General features: G+C 46.0%; 24 protein-coding genes. 17 read left to right on the top strand and 7 right to left on the bottom strand.

Translation table 11 applies throughout. The features are described 5' to 3' along the window. Positions 1-18: 18 nt before the first annotated feature. On the bottom strand, positions 19-933 hold the full coding sequence (gene ku, locus C0638_RS01785) for a non-homologous end joining protein Ku (RefSeq protein WP_058710855.1): 915 nt from the start codon (positions 931-933) through the stop codon (positions 19-21). Between the two features lie 210 nt (positions 934-1143). Between ku and C0638_RS01780 the strand changes: the two genes are divergently transcribed. Beyond that, the gene (locus C0638_RS01780; RefSeq protein ID WP_013369863.1) at positions 1144-1383 is read left to right on the top strand and encodes a hypothetical protein; all 240 of its coding nucleotides are present in this window, start codon (positions 1144-1146) and stop codon (positions 1381-1383) included. Positions 1384-1433: 50 nt separating this feature from the next. Beyond that, positions 1434-1613, top strand: coding sequence for an H-type small acid-soluble spore protein (locus C0638_RS01775; RefSeq protein WP_058710856.1), 180 nt, complete (start codon positions 1434-1436; stop codon positions 1611-1613). 131 nt (positions 1614-1744) lie between these two features. Here the strand turns inward: C0638_RS01775 and C0638_RS01770 are convergent, their stop codons facing one another. From C0638_RS01770 to C0638_RS01750, 5 genes are all read right to left on the bottom strand, one after another. Beyond that, a complete protein-coding gene (locus C0638_RS01770) occupies positions 1745-2401 on the bottom strand; it encodes a 3-oxoacid CoA-transferase subunit B (RefSeq protein WP_013369865.1) in 657 nt (218 codons plus the stop codon). Next, positions 2394-3062: a CoA transferase subunit A gene (locus tag C0638_RS01765; protein ID WP_013369866.1), complete on the bottom strand. Its 669-nt coding sequence runs from the start codon at positions 3060-3062 to the stop codon at positions 2394-2396. Before C0638_RS01765 ends, C0638_RS01770 begins: the two co-directional genes overlap by 8 nt. A gap of 37 nt (positions 3063-3099) precedes the next feature. After that, entirely contained in the window at positions 3100-3840 is a 741-nt protein-coding gene (locus C0638_RS01760) for an acetoacetate decarboxylase (protein WP_013369867.1), read from the bottom strand. 53 nt (positions 3841-3893) lie between these two features. Beyond that, positions 3894-5078 carry an acetyl-CoA C-acetyltransferase gene (locus tag C0638_RS01755; RefSeq protein WP_025674939.1) on the bottom strand — a complete coding sequence of 395 codons (1185 nt, stop codon included), beginning with the start codon at positions 5076-5078 and terminating at the stop codon, positions 3894-3896. Between the two features lie 658 nt (positions 5079-5736). Next, positions 5737-6267, bottom strand: a complete 531-nt coding sequence (locus tag C0638_RS01750) for a cysteine hydrolase family protein (protein WP_025674940.1) — start codon at positions 6265-6267, stop codon at positions 5737-5739. 135 nt (positions 6268-6402) lie between these two features. On the opposite strand from C0638_RS01750, the gene tsaE reads away from it, so the two are divergent. From tsaE to tsaD, 4 genes are read left to right on the top strand one after another with little or no spacing between them, the layout of a single operon-like run. Then, positions 6403-6882, top strand: coding sequence for a tRNA (adenosine(37)-N6)-threonylcarbamoyltransferase complex ATPase subunit type 1 TsaE (gene tsaE / locus C0638_RS01745; protein WP_013369870.1), 480 nt, complete (start codon positions 6403-6405; stop codon positions 6880-6882). A 3-nt stretch (positions 6883-6885) separates the two neighbouring features. Further along, positions 6886-7722 carry a tRNA (adenosine(37)-N6)-threonylcarbamoyltransferase complex dimerization subunit type 1 TsaB gene (tsaB, locus tag C0638_RS01740; RefSeq protein ID WP_058710857.1) on the top strand — a complete coding sequence of 279 codons (837 nt, stop codon included), beginning with the start codon at positions 6886-6888 and terminating at the stop codon, positions 7720-7722. 16 nt (positions 7723-7738) lie between these two features. Next, complete coding sequence (gene rimI / locus C0638_RS01735) at positions 7739-8254, top strand: ribosomal protein S18-alanine N-acetyltransferase (protein WP_058710858.1); 516 nt, start codon at positions 7739-7741, stop codon at positions 8252-8254. Then, positions 8251-9315 carry a tRNA (adenosine(37)-N6)-threonylcarbamoyltransferase complex transferase subunit TsaD gene (gene tsaD / locus C0638_RS01730; protein ID WP_058710859.1) on the top strand — a complete coding sequence of 355 codons (1065 nt, stop codon included), beginning with the start codon at positions 8251-8253 and terminating at the stop codon, positions 9313-9315. The genes rimI and tsaD overlap by 4 nt, the downstream gene beginning before the upstream one ends. Positions 9316-9862: 547 nt before the next feature. On the opposite strand, the gene C0638_RS01725 is transcribed toward tsaD, so the two are convergent. Continuing rightward, the gene (locus C0638_RS01725) at positions 9863-11827 is read right to left on the bottom strand and encodes an ABC-F family ATP-binding cassette domain-containing protein (protein WP_058710860.1); all 1965 of its coding nucleotides are present in this window, start codon (positions 11825-11827) and stop codon (positions 9863-9865) included. Between the two features lie 269 nt (positions 11828-12096). Here C0638_RS01725 and C0638_RS01720 point away from each other — a divergent pair, with 269 nt between their 5' ends. The 11 genes from C0638_RS01720 (at position 12097) to C0638_RS01665 (ending at position 20085) form a co-directional block, all read left to right on the top strand. Beyond that, positions 12097-12750: a 5-formyltetrahydrofolate cyclo-ligase gene (locus C0638_RS01720; protein WP_013369875.1), complete on the top strand. Its 654-nt coding sequence runs from the start codon at positions 12097-12099 to the stop codon at positions 12748-12750. 38 nt (positions 12751-12788) lie between these two features. Then, positions 12789-13277 (top strand): cyclic pyranopterin monophosphate synthase MoaC, encoded by a 489-nt coding sequence (gene moaC, locus C0638_RS01715; RefSeq protein WP_013369876.1) that lies wholly within the window; start codon positions 12789-12791, stop codon positions 13275-13277. A 113-nt stretch (positions 13278-13390) separates the two neighbouring features. After that, positions 13391-13873, top strand: a complete 483-nt coding sequence (locus tag C0638_RS01710; RefSeq protein ID WP_013369877.1) for a MogA/MoaB family molybdenum cofactor biosynthesis protein — start codon at positions 13391-13393, stop codon at positions 13871-13873. 102 nt (positions 13874-13975) lie between these two features. After that, a complete protein-coding gene (locus C0638_RS01705) occupies positions 13976-14227 on the top strand; it encodes a twin-arginine translocase TatA/TatE family subunit (protein WP_013369878.1) in 252 nt (83 codons plus the stop codon). Between the two features lie 113 nt (positions 14228-14340). Continuing rightward, the gene (tatC, locus tag C0638_RS01700) at positions 14341-15108 is read left to right on the top strand and encodes a twin-arginine translocase subunit TatC (protein ID WP_058710861.1); all 768 of its coding nucleotides are present in this window, start codon (positions 14341-14343) and stop codon (positions 15106-15108) included. 291 nt (positions 15109-15399) lie between these two features. Then, entirely contained in the window at positions 15400-15681 is a 282-nt protein-coding gene (gene groES / locus C0638_RS01695; protein ID WP_007429271.1) for a co-chaperone GroES, read from the top strand. A 73-nt stretch (positions 15682-15754) separates the two neighbouring features. Further along, entirely contained in the window at positions 15755-17383 is a 1629-nt protein-coding gene (gene groL, locus C0638_RS01690) for a chaperonin GroEL (protein WP_013369880.1), read from the top strand. Between the two features lie 321 nt (positions 17384-17704). After that, entirely contained in the window at positions 17705-18328 is a 624-nt protein-coding gene (locus C0638_RS01685; protein ID WP_058710862.1) for a LysE family translocator, read from the top strand. 346 nt (positions 18329-18674) lie between these two features. Then, on the top strand, positions 18675-19436 hold the full coding sequence (locus tag C0638_RS01675; protein ID WP_058710863.1) for an adhesin: 762 nt from the start codon (positions 18675-18677) through the stop codon (positions 19434-19436). 161 nt (positions 19437-19597) lie between these two features. Next, a complete protein-coding gene (locus tag C0638_RS25500) occupies positions 19598-19726 on the top strand; it encodes a phage terminase small subunit-related protein (protein ID WP_267893736.1) in 129 nt (42 codons plus the stop codon). 173 nt (positions 19727-19899) lie between these two features. Then, positions 19900-20085: a LysE family transporter gene (locus C0638_RS01665; RefSeq protein WP_324912059.1), complete on the top strand. Its 186-nt coding sequence runs from the start codon at positions 19900-19902 to the stop codon at positions 20083-20085. Positions 20086-20262: the final 177 nt, after the last annotated feature.

Below are 20262 nucleotides of genomic sequence, written 5' to 3'. Positions count from 1 at the left end.
CAGACTTTTCTGTAAAGCTCAAGTTTCTTTACGTTTGGTGGTGCTTCTTCTCTTTTTGACTGGAGTCGGAGTGAGGGCGTCGCCTGCCACAGCCTGCTGTGCTGTCACGGCTGCTGGTTTACGCGTAGGACGTTTTTTTGCAGCAGGACCAGGATCGGTAACGACAGGCTTCACTGCCTCAATACTGGCTTGAAGGGCAGCCATTAAGTCAACCACATTGGTCTGAGGCTGTGTTGGGGCAATTCGCACCTCTTCACCAGCCACTTTATGCTGGATAAGATCCAGCAGACGCTCGCGATACTGATCCGTATACTTTGCTGCATCAAAAGGGGTAGATAGCTGCTCAATCAGCATTTTTGCCATGGTCAGCTCTTTCTCTTTAACCTCCTCCTGTCCAGGTAAGTTGGGAACTTGAGCAATGGGACGGATTTCGTCCGGATAAAACATGGTCTCCACCGCCAAGCATTCATCCAGCACGCGAATGGCTGCCAGACTACTTTTCGAGCGGATGGAGATTTGGGCAATCCCGATTTTCCCGGTATCCTTCATTGCATTCATGAGTAGCTTATACGCATTCGAGCCAGCCTGATCCGGGGACAAATAATACGTTTTTTGGAAGTAGATCGGATCAATTTCCTGTAAATCCACAAAGTCCAAAATTATGATATTTTTATCGGCTTGTCCGCTAACTTGCTCCAGTTCTTCCTTGTCGAACATGACAAATTTTCCTTTTTCATATTCGTACCCTTTTCCAATTTCCTCCCATTCAACCTCCTTATCACAAACAGGGCACTTCCGTACATAGCTTAGTGGACTCCCACACTCCTTGTGAATATAACGCATGGAAATGTCCTTGTCCTCAGTTGCTGAGAACATTTTAACTGGCACATGAACCAGCCCGAAGCTGATCGCGCCTTTCCAGACCGTATGCATACCGCCAGTCCTCCTTTTTTTAATCCGCATATTTCATATTTCGATTCCGGGCACCCGGGCTGTGAGCATTTCATTTTTCACTTAGTATGCTTCGTACAAAAGATTGTATGAGATGCAAATGAAGGCTGCGAATTGCATTCACTTGCGCATGGTTTCGGTTTTTTTGGTGAATGTTAAGCCATATCCGATTCTAAAGGAGGTATACAACTGATGCCTAGAAAACCCTATCCTCAGCAGATCAGTCATCGTGTGGGACAAAGTCACATTGCCTTTCGAGGGCCTGCTGGAGGCGAACAGGATGCATTGCCGCCCGAGTTTGCTCTTTCACATGGAACGCCGCCGCCTTTTCCCGTAGCTGTCGCTCATGTGGATATGGAGGCTGTAGTTTCAACATCGCCTTCTCATAGCTTTCCTTCATTGGATGTGGAACGGATTATAGACGAAGACTAGGTGCCTATATTTTGAATTTTGCACAAAAAAAAGAGTAGGAGGAGAACAGCATGAACGTGGAACGAGCAAAAGCCATTTATGATTCATCCGAAACGATTTCCGTCCAATTGGATGGCAAACCGATTTGGATTGAGCATGTAGATGAAGCGAATGGTATGGCAACGGTACAGATCGGCAGCAGACCTGGTGATACACAAACCGTTCGTGTAGATCGACTGGAAGAACAATAGAAGAGAGGCTCCAACCTAAAAAGGCTCGCAATTGCTCAATGAGCAATTAGCGAACCTTATTTTATATAATGAATGCGATTGTGAAGACAAGTTAAACGCCAGACAAGTTAATTTGAAGGTGGAACTGGTTTTTACACTGCAATGGTCTTCAAATGTGGAGAAACCATCAACTCAGCCTCTGTCGCCATTTGAACATCTTCCACCGACAAACCTGGAGCAATTTCCTTGAGCATTAGCCCTTTACCCGGAATAACATCAATGACACCTTTTTCGGTTACAATGGTCTTTACCACATTTACAGCGGTTAGGGGCAGCTTGCATTGTTTCAGTATTTTCGGCGCCCCATTTTTGTTCACATGCTCCATGGCTACAATCACTCTCTTGGCTCCAACCACCAAATCCATGGCCCCACCCATGCCGGGCACCTTTTTCCCGGGGATCATCCAGTTTGCAAGGTTGCCTTTTTCATCGACCTCCAGGGCACCCAAAACGGTGACGTCCACATGCCCTCCACGTATGATGGAAAATGAAAGCGCACTGTCAATAAAGCAGGCTCCTTTCACGGTTGTAACGTAGTTTCCGCCTGAATCGATACAATCGAGTCTTTCTTTTCCCGGAGCTGCTTTGGGGCCAACGCCGACGATTCCGTTCTCCGCCTGCAGCATAATATTAACGTTTTCGGGGATGTAGTCCACCGCCATTGTAGGCAATCCAATACCAAGATTAACCACTTCACCATCTTTGAATTCCTGGGCTATTCTTCTAATAATCAATTCTCTATTATTCATTATCTCCACCCACCTTTACAATCGCGTCGACAAATATTCCGGGAACGTTGATATGATTGGGGTCGATTTCTCCCGCTTTCACGTATTCGTCTGTCTGAGCAACTACATACTCGGCTGCGGTAGCCATCACCAAATTGAAGTTGCGTGAAGAGCCGTTGATGACAAGGTTCCCCGCTTCATCAGCTTTATGGGCTCTGATGAGCGCCACATCAGCTTTGAGCGGTAGTTCGAGCAGATATTCTCTTTCGTCAATTTTGATTTTCTTTTTTCCTTCCTCTACAATGGTGCCTACACCTACGGGGGTTAAAATACCACCCAAACCAGCTCCGCCTGCGCGTATTTTTTCAGCGAGCGTCCCTTGCGGGAAGAGTTGAACATCCGCTTCTTTCGTCATCAGGAGTCTTCCCGTTTCCGGATTGGAGCCGATATAGGATGCAAAAATCCGCTTGACTCTGCCACTTTTCACTAGTCTATAAATAGATAATTCCGGTGTGCCTGTGTCATTGGAAATGATCGTAAGATTATCAGCGGAATTTGAGTCGACAAGCGCACGCACCAGCTCCTCCGGAATGCCTCCTTGCATAAAACCTCCAACCATCACCGTGTCTCCGTCTTTAATTTTCTTAATTGCTTCTTCAGCGGAGTTTACTTTTTTATTCATGGTTCCGTCTCCTTATCTATTTTTAGGAAAGCAAACTTTATTGGAGATAATCGTATAGGACTCTTCCATATGGAAGCGTTAAATCGGCAATAAAATGTTTTCCGCCAACATAAGTTTTAACCGGCAAATCTGCCACAGGAGCATTGACATGGGGGATCAAGCTTAATCTGGCAGGCCCTGACCAGGCTCCTTTTACAGTAATATTTTCAAGATTATATGCCACTAGCTGAGCAATTTTAGGAGTGCCGTCCACATCAGGAATTAATTTTAAATTAACTTGCGTTTTTGCGATGGCTTTAGCCGTTTCCTTTTCATCAAGCACGTTATATTTGAAAGGGGTGGTTCCCATAGCTACCAGGACGTTATTGTAATGCAATGTACCCGTCAGCGTCTCTGTATCCTCAACGACCAGGCGAGGCTTCGCCCATTTTTTCGGAAATCCCCAGATTTCACGTCCCCCCAGAATAGCAGGTGCATTATCCAAATACATTTGGGCAACAAAATTACACGGTTCTCCCTGAAAAGTACACGGAATGACAATACCGCTTTCCTCATAGCTTCCCAAACCGGATGAATCGGGCATTTTGATCCATTCATAGGAGACCGTATTACTTCCATCTGGCTGAAGTGGTTCCGGGACCGCCTGTCTTATCGCAGCGGGATCGGATTCATAGGTAATAATGAAGAATTCCCGGTTGATGAAGCGGCATGGCGGGCGTCCATAACTGCCGCTGGCCGCAGGCATGGATTGAAGTGAAAGTACATCTTTTTGATTCATAGCGATCTCCCTTCCTTTTTAAGAGGTATTTCAACAATCATTGAAAACGAACTTTAAATGAGTGCATTTTCAACCAGCATTGCTATTCCCATTCCCGTTCCGATGCATAACGAGACTACGCCGTAACGTGAAGATCTGCGCACCATTTCATGAACTAACGTAACCAATACCCTAGCACCGCTTGCACCAACAGGATGACCGATTGCGATCGCGCCGCCATTGACATTGACCTTTTCTGGACTGACTCCCAGCTCTTTTTGCACCGCTAGTGCTTGTGCAGCGAACGCTTCATTAATTTCAAAGAGATCAATGTCATCAATCGACATTCCCTGTTTCTTCAGCAGTGACGAAATGGCTTTTACCGGTCCCATTCCCATATATGCAGGGTCAACACCAACAAGCGAATAACCCTTGATATATGCCAACGGCTTTAACGCATGTTCCTTACATTTATCTTCCGACACGACTAACATAGCTGCCGCACCATCATTGATTCCCGAAGCATTTCCGGCAGTAACCGTTCCGTTTTCTTTAAACGCAGGCTTCAAGTTTGAAAGTTTTTCTTTCGTCGTATTTCCTCTTATGTGTTCGTCTTCTGTGAAATAAGTAGTTTCTTTTTTGTTTTTGATCATGACCGGAACAATTTGCTCTTCAAAAAACTTGTTGTTTTTTGCTTCGAAAGCCTTTATCTGGCTTTCATAGGCGAATGAATCTTGCTCCAGTCTTGAGATTCCATATTTTTCGGCAACATTTTCGGCGGTAATTCCCATATGGTAATGGTTGATTGGGCATGTTAGGCCGTCAGCCACCAGGGAGTCTACCAATTCACCGTTGCCAAGCTTGTAGCCGTTTCTTGCATTTTTTAGCAGATAAGGGGCGTTCGACATGCTCTCCATGCCTCCAGCCAAGACGATGTTTCCTTGCTCCGCCAATATTGAATCGTAAGCTAACGCGACGGCATGAAGTCCTGAACCGCAAACCGTGTTTATCGTTGATTCGGGTACATCAATGGGGATACCCGCTTTTAGTGCCGCCTGTCTGGCAGGATTTTGACCATTGCCCGCTTGAAGAACATTTCCCATAAAAATTTGATCAATCAAAGAAGGCTCTAATTTACTTTGCTGCAGGCATGCTGTCATCACGGTTGCTCCCAATTCAGGAGCGCTTAGAGGCGCAAGGGTTTTGTTAAAAGAACCGACCGCTGTTCTCAACGGGCTTACTATAGCTACTTTTTTCATAAAAACTCACATTCCTTTCGCTGTGTTCGAGACACAATACATCCATGACTGCACTTCAATTCGTAATTTTCGGTCCTAACCTGCGAAACGTAGAAACTGCAAGATACATTTACATGTGGGCATATCATGGTGCCTAAGACAGTGAGTATGACGGTCCGATCGCCTTCTTTCCTTTCTGGAAATTAAAACCAGAATTATCATAGTTCTAATACAGATTTTGCTCAATGTTCAAATCTTTACATATATCCAAATATAGAGCCATATCTTCCACAATAAATAGGCCATCCTAATGTTTTCTGTTAATTTCTTGATCTTTCTGAAAATTGTGATTAAAAATTGAATTTTATGTTAAATATGAAATTTCAAATCAACCTGTGAAAATGATTTCTTAGCAAATTTCATTTAGATCATCGCAGGGGAGGAAATCCCTTTATATGTAAATTCGTAACTGACTTATAGCATCTAAAAAAGCTAGGCAGGTTGCCAATCCAAATGAATACATTCGGAATTCGGATAAACATCAATCCATATATGCCTGGGCCATCTATAGCATTGACGTTATAACGTCAGTGTTGTTTATTTGCTCGCGTGAACAAAAAAAGAAGCCGACCTGCTTGAAAGCAATCGGCTTGGAACGTAAAAAATTCACTTCTACATCTCACGAAAAATGTACATCTGCCGTTGTGAGCAAACGTGCAAAACGATTACCTAGCACGGCATTGTGATGAGCTACGATTTGTTCGCCGCTTAGTACCTTGCTATCAAATGTACTATGCGCATCCGATACGAGCACGTTGTTCTGGTATCCCAGACTATAGGCGCTTCGGCAAGTCGTGTCGAGACAAAATTCAGTCTGCATCCCAGCAATAATCAGCTGCTCCGCCCCCAATTCCTGGAGCACATCACGCAATTCAGTTTGGTAGAAGCTGTCCCAGGATGATTTTCGGACAATTCGTTCATGAGGAAGAGGACGCACCACGTCGGCGATGGCCCAGCCTACACTGTTTTCCCGGAAATCCTCATCCGCTTCATCGGTATGCTGCACGAAAATTACTGGTGTGCCGGTAGCTCTGGCTTCGGTCAAAAGCAACTGCAAATGCGCTACAACTTCCTGCTCACGATACAGCTTCTCATCATACATGAACATTGCCTGCTGAACATCAATCAAGAGTAAAACGGTTTGTCCCATCAGTTTGATTCCCTCCTTGTGTGTAACACTTAACTTACAATAGCATGTCTTCATGCCTTGCGGCGACATAAGGTGAACTATATAATAAAGAACAAGTTGGAACGGTCCGATTCGGACGAAAGGTGATTAAAAGATATGACAATTTCGCAGGAACAGTTTGTATTCCGTTCTGTCTCAGAGGCACAGACTGGGACATTAGCAGGCTTTTTGGCAGCCCAAGCGGTTCCCGGAACCGTGATTGTGCTGGACGGAGATCTGGGAGCGGGCAAGACTGCTTTTTCCAAGGCTTTTGCCAGCCATTTAGGTGTACCGGGTATCGTAAATAGTCCAACCTTTACTCTCATTAAGGAGTACGAGGGCCGATTGCCTTTGTATCATATGGATGTATACCGGATTTCCCAAGACGAGGCGGAGGATCTTGGGCTGGACGAATATTTTTATGGGACAGGAGTATGTCTGGTGGAATGGGGTAGTATTATACCGGATATGTTGCCGGATCAGCGGCTTCACATGTATATAGAAACAACGGATGTAGGGGAACGTTTGATTCACCTGACCGGGTACGGCGAGCCTTATGAACAATGGTGCCGCATTTTGCGGGAGAATGGAGTTTGAACCATGCAAAGAGAGCATACAGATGTAAATGAAAAGCCGCGTGAGCGGTTTTTGACGTTAGATACAGCGACGACCGTAATGGCGGCCGCCCTAATGAACGGAAAAGAGCTGCTGGGAGAAAGTAATGTTTATGGCGAACGCAATCACTCGGTGCATGTCATAACCGAGCTGGAACGGCTTTTGAGCGAAGCAGGACTGACACGCGATGATGTGGACGGTCTTGCAGTAGGGGTTGGACCGGGATCTTACACCGGTATCCGAATCGCGGTGACCGCAGCCAAAACACTAGCTTGGGCCTGGGGCGTTCCGGTCACATCCATTTCCACTTTGCACGCTTTGGCGTGGGGTGGTTGGAACCGTGGTATCGAGCTGAAGGGGCAAGAAGGCAAATATGAGTCTGTGAATAACGACTTGCCCGGGGCGCAGCCTGCAGATTGGATTGTACCTGTGCTGGATGCGCGTCGTGGTCAGGTGTACACGGGGCTGTTCGCCGCAAATACTGTTAACGACATCGGTAGCCCGCAGCGATTAGAACCGGATGCCATCCGGTTGATGACTGCGTGGACCGATGATTTGCTGCAACGTTTGGAGGCTTTGCCTGCCGAGGAGCGTCCTGCGGTGATTTGGCTCGTCGGTGAAACGGCGGTTCACGCCGAAACAGCCGAGCGCTTGCGTGCATGGAGCGAGCTTCGTATCGTGCCTTATGAACTGGAAGGAAAATGGGTTGGCCGCCTTGGGGCGGATAAGCTGCTTCGTCAGGAATATGACGAGCTACATACGCTGGTTCCGAATTATACCCAGCTGGCGGAGGCGGAAGCCAATCTGCTTCGTCAGCGCTGAAGAGGCGGTGAGCAACATGACAAAGAACATACAGCGGGAAGAGAAACTTGAGTTTCGCTTAATGCAACTGGATGACATCCCCGATGTGCTGGAGATTGAGCATGAAGCGTTCACGCTGCCGTGGACGGAGGAAGCCTTCCGCAATGAGCTGACAATGAATCATTTTGCTAAATATATGATTATGGAGCTTAATGGACGAGCCATTGGTTACGCAGGCATGTGGACGATTATGGATGAGGCTCATATTACGAATATTGCGGTTCGTGAGGCTTATCGTGGACGCAAGCTTGGAGACAAGCTGTTGGGTGAGCTGATGCAGACCGCATCTTATTTAGGGATGGAGCGTATGACCCTAGAGGTACGGGTAACGAACCGGATCGCTCAGGGCTTGTATGAGAAAAAGGGCTTTAAGCCCGCGGGTGTGCGCAAGGGCTATTATTCGGATAATAACGAGGATGCCGTGATCATGTGGGCGGATCTTCCCGCACACGAGGCATCCGGTGAACAGGAAGGAAGCGTGCAGGAGCAATGACGCAAGCGGAAAAAGCAGGTACAGGCTCTGCCTCTGGCGAGCCTTGCTATATACTGGCAGTGGAAACGAGTTGTGATGAAACGGCAGTTTCTGTCGTGAAAAATGGCACAGAGGTGCTTTCGAATCTGATTTCCAGTCAGATTGAAACACACAAAGCCTTTGGCGGTGTTGTGCCAGAGGTAGCATCACGCAAACATGTGGAAAGCATTACCTATATGCTGGATGAGGCTATGCAAACATCGGGAATCAGCCCCCGCGAGATTTCAGCGGTTGCCGTGACACAAGGACCAGGACTGGTTGGCGCATTGCTGGTTGGTATTGTCGCCGCCAAGAGCGCTGCTATGGCGTTCGGCAAACCGCTAATCGGAACGCATCATATTGCGGGACATATTTATGCCAATCAGTTGGAGCATGATATTGTATATCCGTGCATTGCTCTTGTGGTGTCAGGGGGGCATACCGAGCTGGTGCTGATAGAATCCGAAGGGCAATTTCAGCTTATTGGTCGTACGAGGGATGATGCGGTTGGAGAAGCCTACGACAAAGTAGCGCGAGCCATCGGATTTCCGTATCCCGGCGGTCCGCATGTGGATCGTGTAGCCCATGAATCGGAGGAAGTGGTTACTTTGCCGCGTGCATGGCTGGAGCCGGATTCTTATGATTTTAGCTTTAGCGGCTTGAAATCGGCGGTGCTGAATGTAATTAACCAGACGAAAATGCGCGGAGAAACCGTTCATGCGGGAGCGATTGCAAGAGGCTTTCAAGAGTCGGTCGTAGAGGTGCTGGTAGAAAAAGCGATTCGCGCTATGCGTGAATACGGTGCGAAGCAGCTGCTGCTTTGCGGCGGAGTTGCTGCCAATCGTGGACTACGTACAGCATTGCGGGAACGCTGTGAGCGTGAAGGCATCAAACTGCTTGTACCATCCATGAAATACTGTACAGATAATGCAGCGATGATCGGTGCCGCAGCATACGCCAAGTGGAAGCGCGGAGAATTCACCTCATTGGACATGAAAGCTGATCCAGGGCTGTCTCTGGAAGAGTGGTCTGTTCAAACTTAATTGAACGAATAGGAAGGACACGACACATCTTTGGGGTCGTGTCTTTTCTGTTTCGCGCTATACATATATATAAATAGAATTTCAAGAGGATAAAATACAGGAGTTTGAGCGTATGAATGCCGGTATCTTATTTCCTCGCATGATTCGTCACAATGGTTCACGATTTTTCATGTTCCACCAAAAAAATTATCAAAATTTTATACTGCCCGAATAATGATGTGATTTGTCAAGTTGTGAACAAAGTTATCCACATATACCATTAAAAATGTGGATAAATAGGCTCGAAGCAAGCAGGCTAAGACTTTTAGCAGATAGCTGGATGGGGGATATATCATAGCTATAGTGATTGTGAAAACTGTGGATAATGTGGATAAAAGGGTGGATAAATTTGGTTTTCATTTGAAATTGGCGGTTTATCAATAAAAAAATGGCCTAAAAGGCCATTTTCCAATATCGTCCATGCACAAAATCTGTGGATATTCTTGTGTACAAAAAATAGAAGAGGGAAATGTGAAATTTTTATGGCTAAGATTTTATGCAGCAGCTTTTATGCCTCAAGGAGTTCCTCCCAGGATGCATAGGTTTCAGTCAATTCCTGTTTATGGGTGTCGAGTTGTGCCTGAATATTCTGAAGTGCTGTGTAATCCTGATAAATCTCAGGCAGGGTCATTTGTTCTTCCAACCCTACAATTTGTTCTTCCAGCGTTTTGATCTTGTTTTCCAATGCCTCCAGCTTGCGTTGACGGCTGCGTTCCTCGCTTTTGGCTTGTTTGTCTGCCGCATAGGTGGCCGCGCGTGATTTGGGAGTGGTCTCGTCTGTTACAGATGCAGAGGCAGACGATGTTTTGCCACGAGTGGACTGACTTGCCTCGAGAGCTTCCTGTGCGATTTCCTCCAACTCTTGTTTTTTAGCTACATAGTCATCATAATTCCCCAGGAAATGTTCTATCCCTTCAGGATGAAGTTCAATGACACGTTCAGCCATTTTGTTAAGGAAATAACGGTCATGGGAGATGAACAACAGTGTACCGTCATAGTCCATCAGAGCCGCTTCCAGCACTTCCTTGCTAAACAGATCCAGATGGTTGGTAGGCTCATCGAGAATTAATACGTTGGCTTCACGCAGCATTAGCTTGGCCAGTGATACGCGGGCTTTTTCTCCTCCGCTTAATGAAGCTACCTTTTTCAGTACATCGTCACCGCTAAATAGGAAATTACCCAGCACTGTCCGAATCCGTGCTTCTTCCATATGAGGGTACTCGCTCCATAACTCCTCCAGTACGGTATTGGCGGGGTTCAGGTTTGTCTGCTCCTGGTCATACAGACCGATTTTGATCTTCGTACCCCAGTGGATGGACCCAGCAGCAGGTTTAAGTGAGCCGGTCAAGCATTTGAGTAAAGTCGATTTTCCGATCCCGTTCGGACCAATCAGTGCCACCGTATCTCCTCGTTTTAAGTCAAAGGAGGCATGCTGAAATAAAGGCTTTTTCCCCTCATACGCTACGGAAAGGTCGCGCACCTCTAATACTTCCTTACCCGACATATAGGCGGTTTCAAAAGAAAAGTGGGCTTTTTTCAAATCGCCCATAGGTCGATCCATACGATCCATTTTATCTAGCTGCTTGCGGCGGCTTTGGGCACGTTTGGTTGTAGAGGCTCGCACGATGTTGCGTTGTATAAATGCCTCCATCCGTGCGATCTCCTCTTGCTGCTTTTCGTAATGCTTGAGGCTTGTTTCATACTCGGCAGCCTTTAGTTCCATATAGCGGCTGTAATTGCCTGTATAGCGAGTGGAGCGATGGCGTTCGATTTCAACAATCGTCGTCACCAGTCGATCCAGAAAATATCGGTCATGTGATACGACCAGCAGGGAGCCGGAGTAGCCACGCAAATAGTCTTCCAGCCAGGTCAATGTCTGAATATCCAGATAGTTGGTAGGCTCATCGAGCATAAGGACATCTGGAGCGAGCAGTAGGATGCGTGCTAGCGCAAGCCTGGTTTTTTGACCCCCGCTCAGGGTGACTACAGGCGTCTCGGGTGCAAATGAACCAAAGCCCATGCCGTGTAGCACGCTGCGAACACGGGTCTCCATTTCATAACCGCCGTGATCCTTGAACCAGTCTGAGCGTCGTGCATAGCGTTCAAGCAGATCGGCATAACGCTTTTCGTTCTGCGCATTGGCCGGATCGGCGATTTCCTGCTCCATCTGCCGAAGTTCCCTTTCTGCTGCAATCAGCGGTTCGAACACCAGCATCATCTCATCCCAAATCGAACGATCAGAATCCAAACCGCTGTTTTGCGCCAAATAACCGATGCTGGTTTCCTTTGCTTTAAAGATTTGTCCACTGTCATAGGATATTTCACCAGCAATGATTTTGAGCAGGGTCGATTTGCCTGCACCGTTCACACCTACCAGTCCAATACGTTCACGTTCCAATATTTGAAGGTTAATCCCGTCCAGAACGGGCTCAATTCCATAGGATTTAGTAATTCCGGTTACTTGCAATAGCATAGCGTATCGTTCCTCCATTACATTTTGCACAGTTCTTCCTGCCTTTTTCGCAGGTACCTTCCTTCCAGTTTACATGAAATTACCCACTATTGCACTGCTTTCACCCCCTAAACCCTTGAGCCGCGTGTAGTCAATTTGTATAAACAATGATAAACTTAAACGAGAAGTGAAAAAGAATGAAAAAAACTTGCAACGTACAGCACTTACTGACAAATGGGACAATTGTAACGTTTTGATGATTATCGACGATTGTGCGGGAGGGCGGATGTGTGGATGTCTGTAATGTGAAGAACGCGCTGCGTGTACAGCAACGGGAAGCGCGTGACTCCATGGACCCGCTGACAAGGCAGAAGGCATCGGCTGTGGCCTGTCGGCATGCAATCGAGGCATGGGAGCAGCTTAGAATAGACAGAAACGGGGATAAGCTAACCTTATTTAGTTATCTCTCTTTTGGCAGCGAGATTTCTACGACTCCCCTCATTGAGCATTGTTGGTCACAGGGAGATCGTGTCCTGGCCCCGAGAGTGGATTCGGTAACCCGAACCATGGAGCTGAGGGAGATGGATCAGTATGGAAATATGGTACCCGGCGTATGGAACATTCCTGAGCCTGCATTGACATGCAAGGAATGGTTGCCTGAAATGTGGACGGGAATCGACTGGGTTGTTGTGCCCGGCTTGGCCTTTGATCGTCGTGGAGGCAGGATCGGCTATGGCGGAGGCTACTATGATCGCTTTACCGCACAGGTAGAGGCAGTGAAGCGTAATAATGGTTCCGTAGGTCCGCTTTATGTCTCGCTGCTGTTGCCGGGACAATTGTTGGCACAAGTACCCATGGAGCCGGGAGATTTGCGAGTGGACGTGCTGTTTACACCGGAAGGACGCTTAGATTGTAATCATGCAAAATCCACAAAAGATGAATGAAGTAAAGCTGGTTATGTGAAAGGAGCTGTGAGGGAGTCATGGATTCCTTTACTCATTTTAACGAACAGGGACGGGCTCGTATGGTAGATATTTCGGGCAAAACGTCTACGGTTCGTACAGCAGTCGCCGTGACTCAGATTACGATGAACCCGGCTACATTGACGGCTGTAAAAGAAGGAAGAATCGGCAAGGGTGATGTACTTGCTGTAGCTCAGGTCGCAGGGATTCAAGGTGCGAAAAAAACGTCAGACTGGATACCGATGTGTCATCCGCTGGCGCTGACAGGCGTGAACATTACTTTTTCCGATAATGGACATGATGTGCTTCATATTGAAGTTGAAGTGAAGACCGAGGGTAAGACAGGTGTAGAAATGGAAGCTTTGACAGCGGCTTCAGCCGCAGCGTTAACCGTGTATGATATGTGCAAGGCGCTGCAAAAAGATATGATCATCGGCCCTACCATGCTGCAATCCAAAACGGGTGGCAAGCATGGTGATTTTCAAAGGGAGGACCACCAGAAACCTTGACATAGACAACATTGTCGCCGAGAGGGTACTGTGATGTGATGGAGGATGCAGCGTGGCTGTTTCTGATTTTCAGAAGAGAAAGTATTCTTTCATGATAGGAGAAGGGTGATCTTATGGTGTGGAAAACGGCGATCCTAACAGCCAGTGATAAAGGGGCAAGGGGAGAGCGTGAGGATACAAGCGCACAGGTCATCCGGGAACTCGTCGAAGAAGAACTGGGCGGAGAGATTGTGGAATACCGGATCGTTCCCGATGAACCGGATGAGATTATTGCGGCTTTAATCGAAATGACCGATTATTTTCATGCAGACTTGGTGCTTACTACAGGCGGAACCGAACTGGCGATCCGTGATGTGACACCTGAGGCGACCAGACGGGTCGTGGAACGGGAAGTGCCAGGTATGGCGGAAGCCATGAGAATGATCGTGATGCAGAAAAATCCGGCGGCCATGCTTTTTCGTGGAATCGTGGGGATACGTGGACGTACGTTGATTGTCAATTTACCAGGAACGCCCAAAGGCGTGCATGAAAATTTGGCAGCGATTATGGATCAACTCCCGGAAGCGTTGCTTATGGTGACAGGTCAGTTTCGGTAGAAGGCAGCCCGTGTGTGTGGTATGATACCTGTAAGAATTTATAAGGCCGTATACGGACAGAGGTTCTCATTTTGTCCGTCAACATAAGGAGGATTACTACACATGCCCAATATTGGAGCACCGGGTTATATTTTGTTAATTATTCTGGCGCTGCTGCTATTTGGTCCGAACAAGCTGCCTGAGCTGGGCCGAGCTGTAGGGCGTACATTCCGTGAATTTAAAAACGGGGCACGCGATATTTTATCTGAAGATGAACGGACTGGGCGGAAAGAAAGCAAAGATAGTGTGGTCCAAGCATCACAGACAACGTCTTCAGAAGTTCAACCTCAGCCTGAGGATAAACGCTTGTCATAGATTTAGTTATTTATTTTTTGCTGCTTGTATAATGAACATGAGCCTCTTCTTTAGTGAAGGGCTTTATTTTTTAGGAGGCGCTGCTGCGTTCCGTTCAGAAAGGAGGAATGGACTTGACCCCATCAGAGCATGAAATGCCGCTAATGGAACATCTGGTTGAGCTCCGCCGACGAATAATTTATGTGCTGATTGTATTTGTATTGGCACTGGCTGGTGGATTGTTCGCGGCGGGTTCTGTCTATAACTGGCTTATTCGCTCCGGTTCGGCGAAAGCTTTTCAGTTAAATGCATTTTCCTTTTGGGACGGAATCGGCATCTACATGAAGATCGCCATGATCATTGGGATTGCAGTGGCGTTACCGTTTGCTTGCTACCAATTGTGGAAGTTTGTCAGCCCGGGATTAAGGCCGCAAGAACGGAGCGCAACCTTGCGATATGTGCCTTATGTGCTGCTTTTGTTTATGATTGGCGCAGCTTTTGCTTATTTCATTATTTTCCCGATGGCGATTCAGTTTACATCGTCCGTCACCAAAAGTATGGGATTGCAGGAAACGTACGGTATTGCGCAATATTTCACCTTTATGTTTAATATTGTGTTGCCTGTAGCGTTGCTGTTTGAACTCCCCCTGCTGATCATGTTTCTGACAGGGATTCGTGTATTAACCCCGATGAGGCTTCGCAAATGGCGGAAGATTTCTTATTTCCTGCTTGTTTTTGTTGCCGTTGTTATCACTCCGCCGGATTTTATATCCGATTTTTTGGTGGCGATTCCGTTGCTGGTGCTGTATGAAGCGAGTGTATATTTGTCATCAGTCGTGTATCGCAAGCAATTGCGTGCACAGGAGGAACGGGAGGCCCAATTGCGTGTAGCTGCGGAATAATTAGACAGGACCTGAATGGCTCAACAACTAATTTCTCTAAAATTGATCAGTATAGCTATCTTAAAAATAACCATTAGCCTTGAGTTAACGGTTATTTTTAAGATAGGTGGATATAATCGAGAATGGTTGCCCATAAAAATTCCCATAAAAAATACATTAGGGACTTGAAATTCAATCTCAAGTTGAGTATCATAAAGTTGGTTGTTAGCACTGACCACTGTTGAGTGCTAATACATACAACATAACAACCAAATTACAGGATAAAACACTTAATAAGGAGGCTATTTTTTCATGATCAAACCTTTGGGTGAACGCGTATTGGTGGAAGCAATTGAGCAAGAAACAACGACTTCCTTCGGAATCGTACTTCCTGACTCTGCCAAGGAAAAGCCGCAAGAAGGCAAAATTATCGCGGTTGGCGCAGGCGCATTGAAAGACGGTGCCCGTATTCCTCTGGAAGTAAAAGAAGGCGACCGTGTCATTTTCTCCAAATACGCTGGAACGGAAATCAAATATGAAGGTAAAGAATATTTGATTATGAAAGAAAGCGATATCCACGCGATCATCGGTTAACCGGAACCCGGACAAGACCTAAATATAGGAATTGAAACAAATCATTCATAATCCATAGGGAGGTTTATCACAAATGGCTAAAGACATTAAATTCAGTGAAGACGCTCGCCGCTCCATGCTGCGCGGGGTAGATGCATTGGCTAACGCTGTTAAAGTAACACTCGGACCGAAAGGCCGTAACGTTGTACTGGAGAAAAAATTCGGTAGCCCGCTCATCACTAATGACGGTGTAACGATTGCAAAAGAAATCGAGCTGGAAGACGCGTTCGAAAACATGGGCGCTCAACTGGTTAAAGAAGTAGCAACCAAAACGAACGATGTAGCTGGTGACGGTACTACTACGGCTACTGTTTTGGCTCAAGCCCTCATCACTGAAGGTTTGAAAAACGTAACTGCTGGCGCAAGCCCAATCGGTATCCGTAAAGGGATCGACAAAGCAGTTAAAGCAGCTGTTGCTGAACTGCAAGCTATCTCCAAACCAATCGAAAGCAAACAATCCATTGCTCAAGTAGCTGGTATTTCCGCTGCTGATGATGAAGTAGGCGAATTGATCGCTGAAGCTATGGAAAAAGTGGGCAAAGACGGTGTAATCACAGTTGAAGAATCCCGCGGTTTTGCAACAGAACTGGAAGTAGTTGAAGGTATGCAGTTTGACCGTGGCTACATTTCTCCGTACATGATTACAGATACGGACAAAATGGAAGCTGTTCTGGACAATCCGTATATCTTGATCACTGACAAAAAAATCACAAACACACAAGAAATCTTGCCATTGCTTGAAAAAATCGTACAACAAGGCAAGCCACTAGTTCTGATCGCTGAAGACATCGAAGGCGAAGCGCTGGCTATGCTCGTTGTCAACAAACTGCGTGGTACATTCAACGCTGTAGCTGTTAAAGCTCCAGGCTTTGGTGACCGTCGTAAAGCAATGCTGCAAGATATCGCTGCCCTGACAGGCGGTCAAGTAATCACAGAAGAACTGGGTCTGGACCTGAAAACAGCTTCCGTGGACCAACTGGGTACAGCACGTCAAGTGCGTATTACAAAAGAAAACACGATTGTGGTTGACGGTGCTGGAAACAAAGCCGACATCGACGCTCGTGTTAGCCAAATCCGTACGCAACTGGAAGAAACTACTTCCGAGTTCGACAAAGAGAAACTGCAAGAGCGTCTGGCTAAATTGTCTGGCGGCGTAGCAGTAATCAAAGTCGGTGCGGCTACTGAAACAGAATTGAAAGAACGCAAACTGCGCATCGAAGATGCCCTGAACGCAACCCGTGCTGCGGTTGAAGAAGGTATCGTATCCGGTGGTGGTGTAGCGCTCCTGAACGTATACAAAGCAGTTGCAGCTGTTGAACTGCAAGGCGACGAGCAAACAGGCGTAAACATTGTGTTGCGTGCTCTGGAAGCTCCAATCCGTACCATCGCTGCTAACGCAGGTGAAGAAGGCTCTGTTATTGTTGAGCGTCTGAAACGCGAAGAAGTTGGCGTAGGCTTTAACGCAGCTACTGGCGACTGGGTAAATATGATTGAAGCTGGTATCGTAGACCCTGCGAAAGTAACTCGTTATGCATTGCAAAACGCAGCTTCCGTAGCGGCTATGTTCCTGACTACTGAAGCAGTGATCGCTGACAAGCCAGAACCAGAAAAGGCTGCAATGCCTGACATGGGCGGCATGGGCGGCATGGGCGGCATGATGTAATAAGGGTCTCAAAACCCTGTAATACCGCTATTTAAAGGGCTCCCGAGAGGGAGCCCTTTTTTATACCTTTGCTACACCATGAGTGCTCAAGCAACTTACAGCAGATTTTATGTAATTCGGCAGTTTACGTTCGATCATTTGCTCTAATAGTTTCTATACATACACAAAAGCCTAACAACACGAACATGTATGCTTTGTATATGACTCCAACCCGAATCCAGAGAATACAACAATGGGCGCGTCCTTTTGCGATCAACTCAATTGTCAGATCCCTTTATTGTGGTGTAGTATATATTCAAATTATCCAAAGGGGGAAGTTTTGTGGAGCTTCAAACTATATTAGCTTTTTTGGGAGCAGCAATTGTTCTCACCATTATGCCGGGCCCCGACAACGTGTTCACACTGACACAGAGCATAGCAAAAGGTAGGAATGCAGGGATATTTACTACTTTAGGCCTTTGCACGGGATTGTTGGTTCATATTTTTGCAGCAACCTTCGGCCTTGCGGCAATAATTTATCAATCTTCCTTGGCGTTTGCAGTAATCAAATACGCTGGAGCAGCTTATCTATTATTTTTGGCGTATAAGTCATTTAGAGCAAAAGATACGAGTTTTGAACTTAAGAGTGGAGATACCTTAAATTACAAGTCATTGTATAAAAAAGGTGTTATCATGAATGTATTGAATCCAAAAATATCACTTTTTTTCTTGGCTTTTCTCCCTCAGTTTGTAAACCAAGAAAGTGGTAATGTTTCTACTCAAATGCTAGTTCTTGGAGTAGTATTTTTAATGCAAACTTTAGTGCTTTTTATTTTGATAAGTATTTTTGCTGGAAAAGTAGGCTCCTTTCTACGGAGAAATCCATCCTTTTCTAAAAAAATCAATTATATTCAAGGCTCGTTATTTACACTTATCGGATTAAAAATCGCATTTACCCAAAAATAATAGAAGGTAGTATTTTTCAAACCAATCATTAAGGACTAGCTGTTGAGCTAGTTCTTTTTTTGTTGAAAAAGCATACAACCCACGGGTTGACCTTTAGCTGGGTGATGTTGAATAAGAGAAGCTAAAGCTGTCCATTGTGCGGTTTGGTTACATCGACTCAATCATTTGAAACGAACGCACCGGGAACATAGTGGACGGTCACCAACGGTACAAGATCATGGTCAACGAGTTGGAGCATACGGACAGGCCTATGCCTATCTTTTCCTAGATGAAGTCAACAGCCCAATCTTTTTGGTTAATTGCACAATAAGCTAATTTGACTAGACTTTGGAGGTGACCATTAATTATGTTTCGACATTATTGTTGGCAAAAGAGAATGCATCGGAGAAAATTTAGAAGATGTGCAGTTAAAAAGGTCAAAGTTTTGCCGAAGGTCATTGTTAAAGGGATTAGAGGACCTCAAGGACCTCAAGGACCTCAAGGACCGCAGGGACCCCAAGGACTGCCAGGTCCACAGGGAGTTCCAGGTGCTCAAGGTCAGCAAGGACTACAAGGTTTTCAAGGAATTCCCGGTCCTGCAGGGCCAGTAGGAGTAACGGGACCGGCAGGAGCAGTAGGACCAGCAGGACCGGCAGGAGCAATAGGACCAGCAGGACCAGCGGGAGCAACGGGGCCAGCAGGACCAGCAGGGCCTGCTGGCTTCGGGATATCAGATTTCTTAAGTGTTTTCCGAGCAGATCCTGGCACGGGGACTGACACAGTTCCGGGTAACACACCAATTACCTTTACTGGGGTTTTAGCGAATGTTGGAGGTGCATTTACTTTCACTCCTCCATCCCCAACGATAACAATTAACGAAACGGGGAGCTACTTCATCTCATTTTCTATTCATAACCAAGGTGATGCTGACTTCAATCTCACTGTTAACGGAACTCCTATAACACCTTTACCTTTCTCAGGTAATGGTGGGGGGCCTACCGCAGCTGAAGTTATTGTAACCGTTACAACAGTTCCAACTACAATACAACTGGTAAATGCCAACGCAACTCCTGCTCAGTTGCACAATAATATTAATACAACTATGACAATATTAAAGTTGACGCCTTAATATTGTTACTTAGTAGTAGCTTATTCAGCAAATGGCTTAAGGTTTATGTCTTTTATCCAGTCAGTTTGTCTAATTATTCAGAGACCTAAGCTATAGAGATAGTGAAATGCAGAATGTCTAGAGAGAGAAGTCCTGAACGGGACAAAGTCAGACACATGTAGTTGGAGAGCAGCGGGACGATGCGATTTAAGGATATCACCGCTGCTCTTTCTGTTCCTGAAAGTCGGGTCCGCAAATGGAAGAACATTACCATGGCATCCGCGCCAGTTTTATTGGGAGCATCCTTTTGAGTCGGATACAACAGTGATATCGAATTGCACATTAGCTTCAAAAGGATGAATGTTAGGTATTGAAATATGGCTGATGGCTTTCTTTCATATTAATAAAGTCAGCCGTAGCATTTGAAGTAGTCAAATATGCGGGTGTAATACCAGGTTATAATCCCAGTTTGCAGTTTTTACTGATGGGTTCTCTTTACGCTCTACTTTCGATTTTATGGTTTACTACAATCGTATTATTGTTAAATTACATAAGAAAATGGTTAATGTCACCCAAAGTTCAGAATATTATCGATAAGGCCACGGGACTCGTGCTGATTGGATTTGGTTTAAATATATCTTCAAAGTTCAAAAAACAGGATCATAAATAAAGGGACGGGCTATAGAAGCTCGTTCTTTTTTGTTGGGAGGTTGAACGCCTTGAATGAAAGCGTTGACATGAATTTCAACCCTCTATATACTTAGCTTAGTTAAATGAGAATGAATAGCACTAGGATTGTTACTGTTACGCAGGCAAAACCTAAGGAACAAAATGTTAAGATCCAAGG

Origin of the sequence: Paenibacillus sp. lzh-N1, from assembly GCF_002872435.1 — a bacterium.
Taxonomy (GTDB): Bacteria; Bacillota; Bacilli; order Paenibacillales; family Paenibacillaceae; genus Paenibacillus; species Paenibacillus polymyxa_C.
This window is presented reverse-complemented; position numbering and strand designations above follow the sequence as displayed.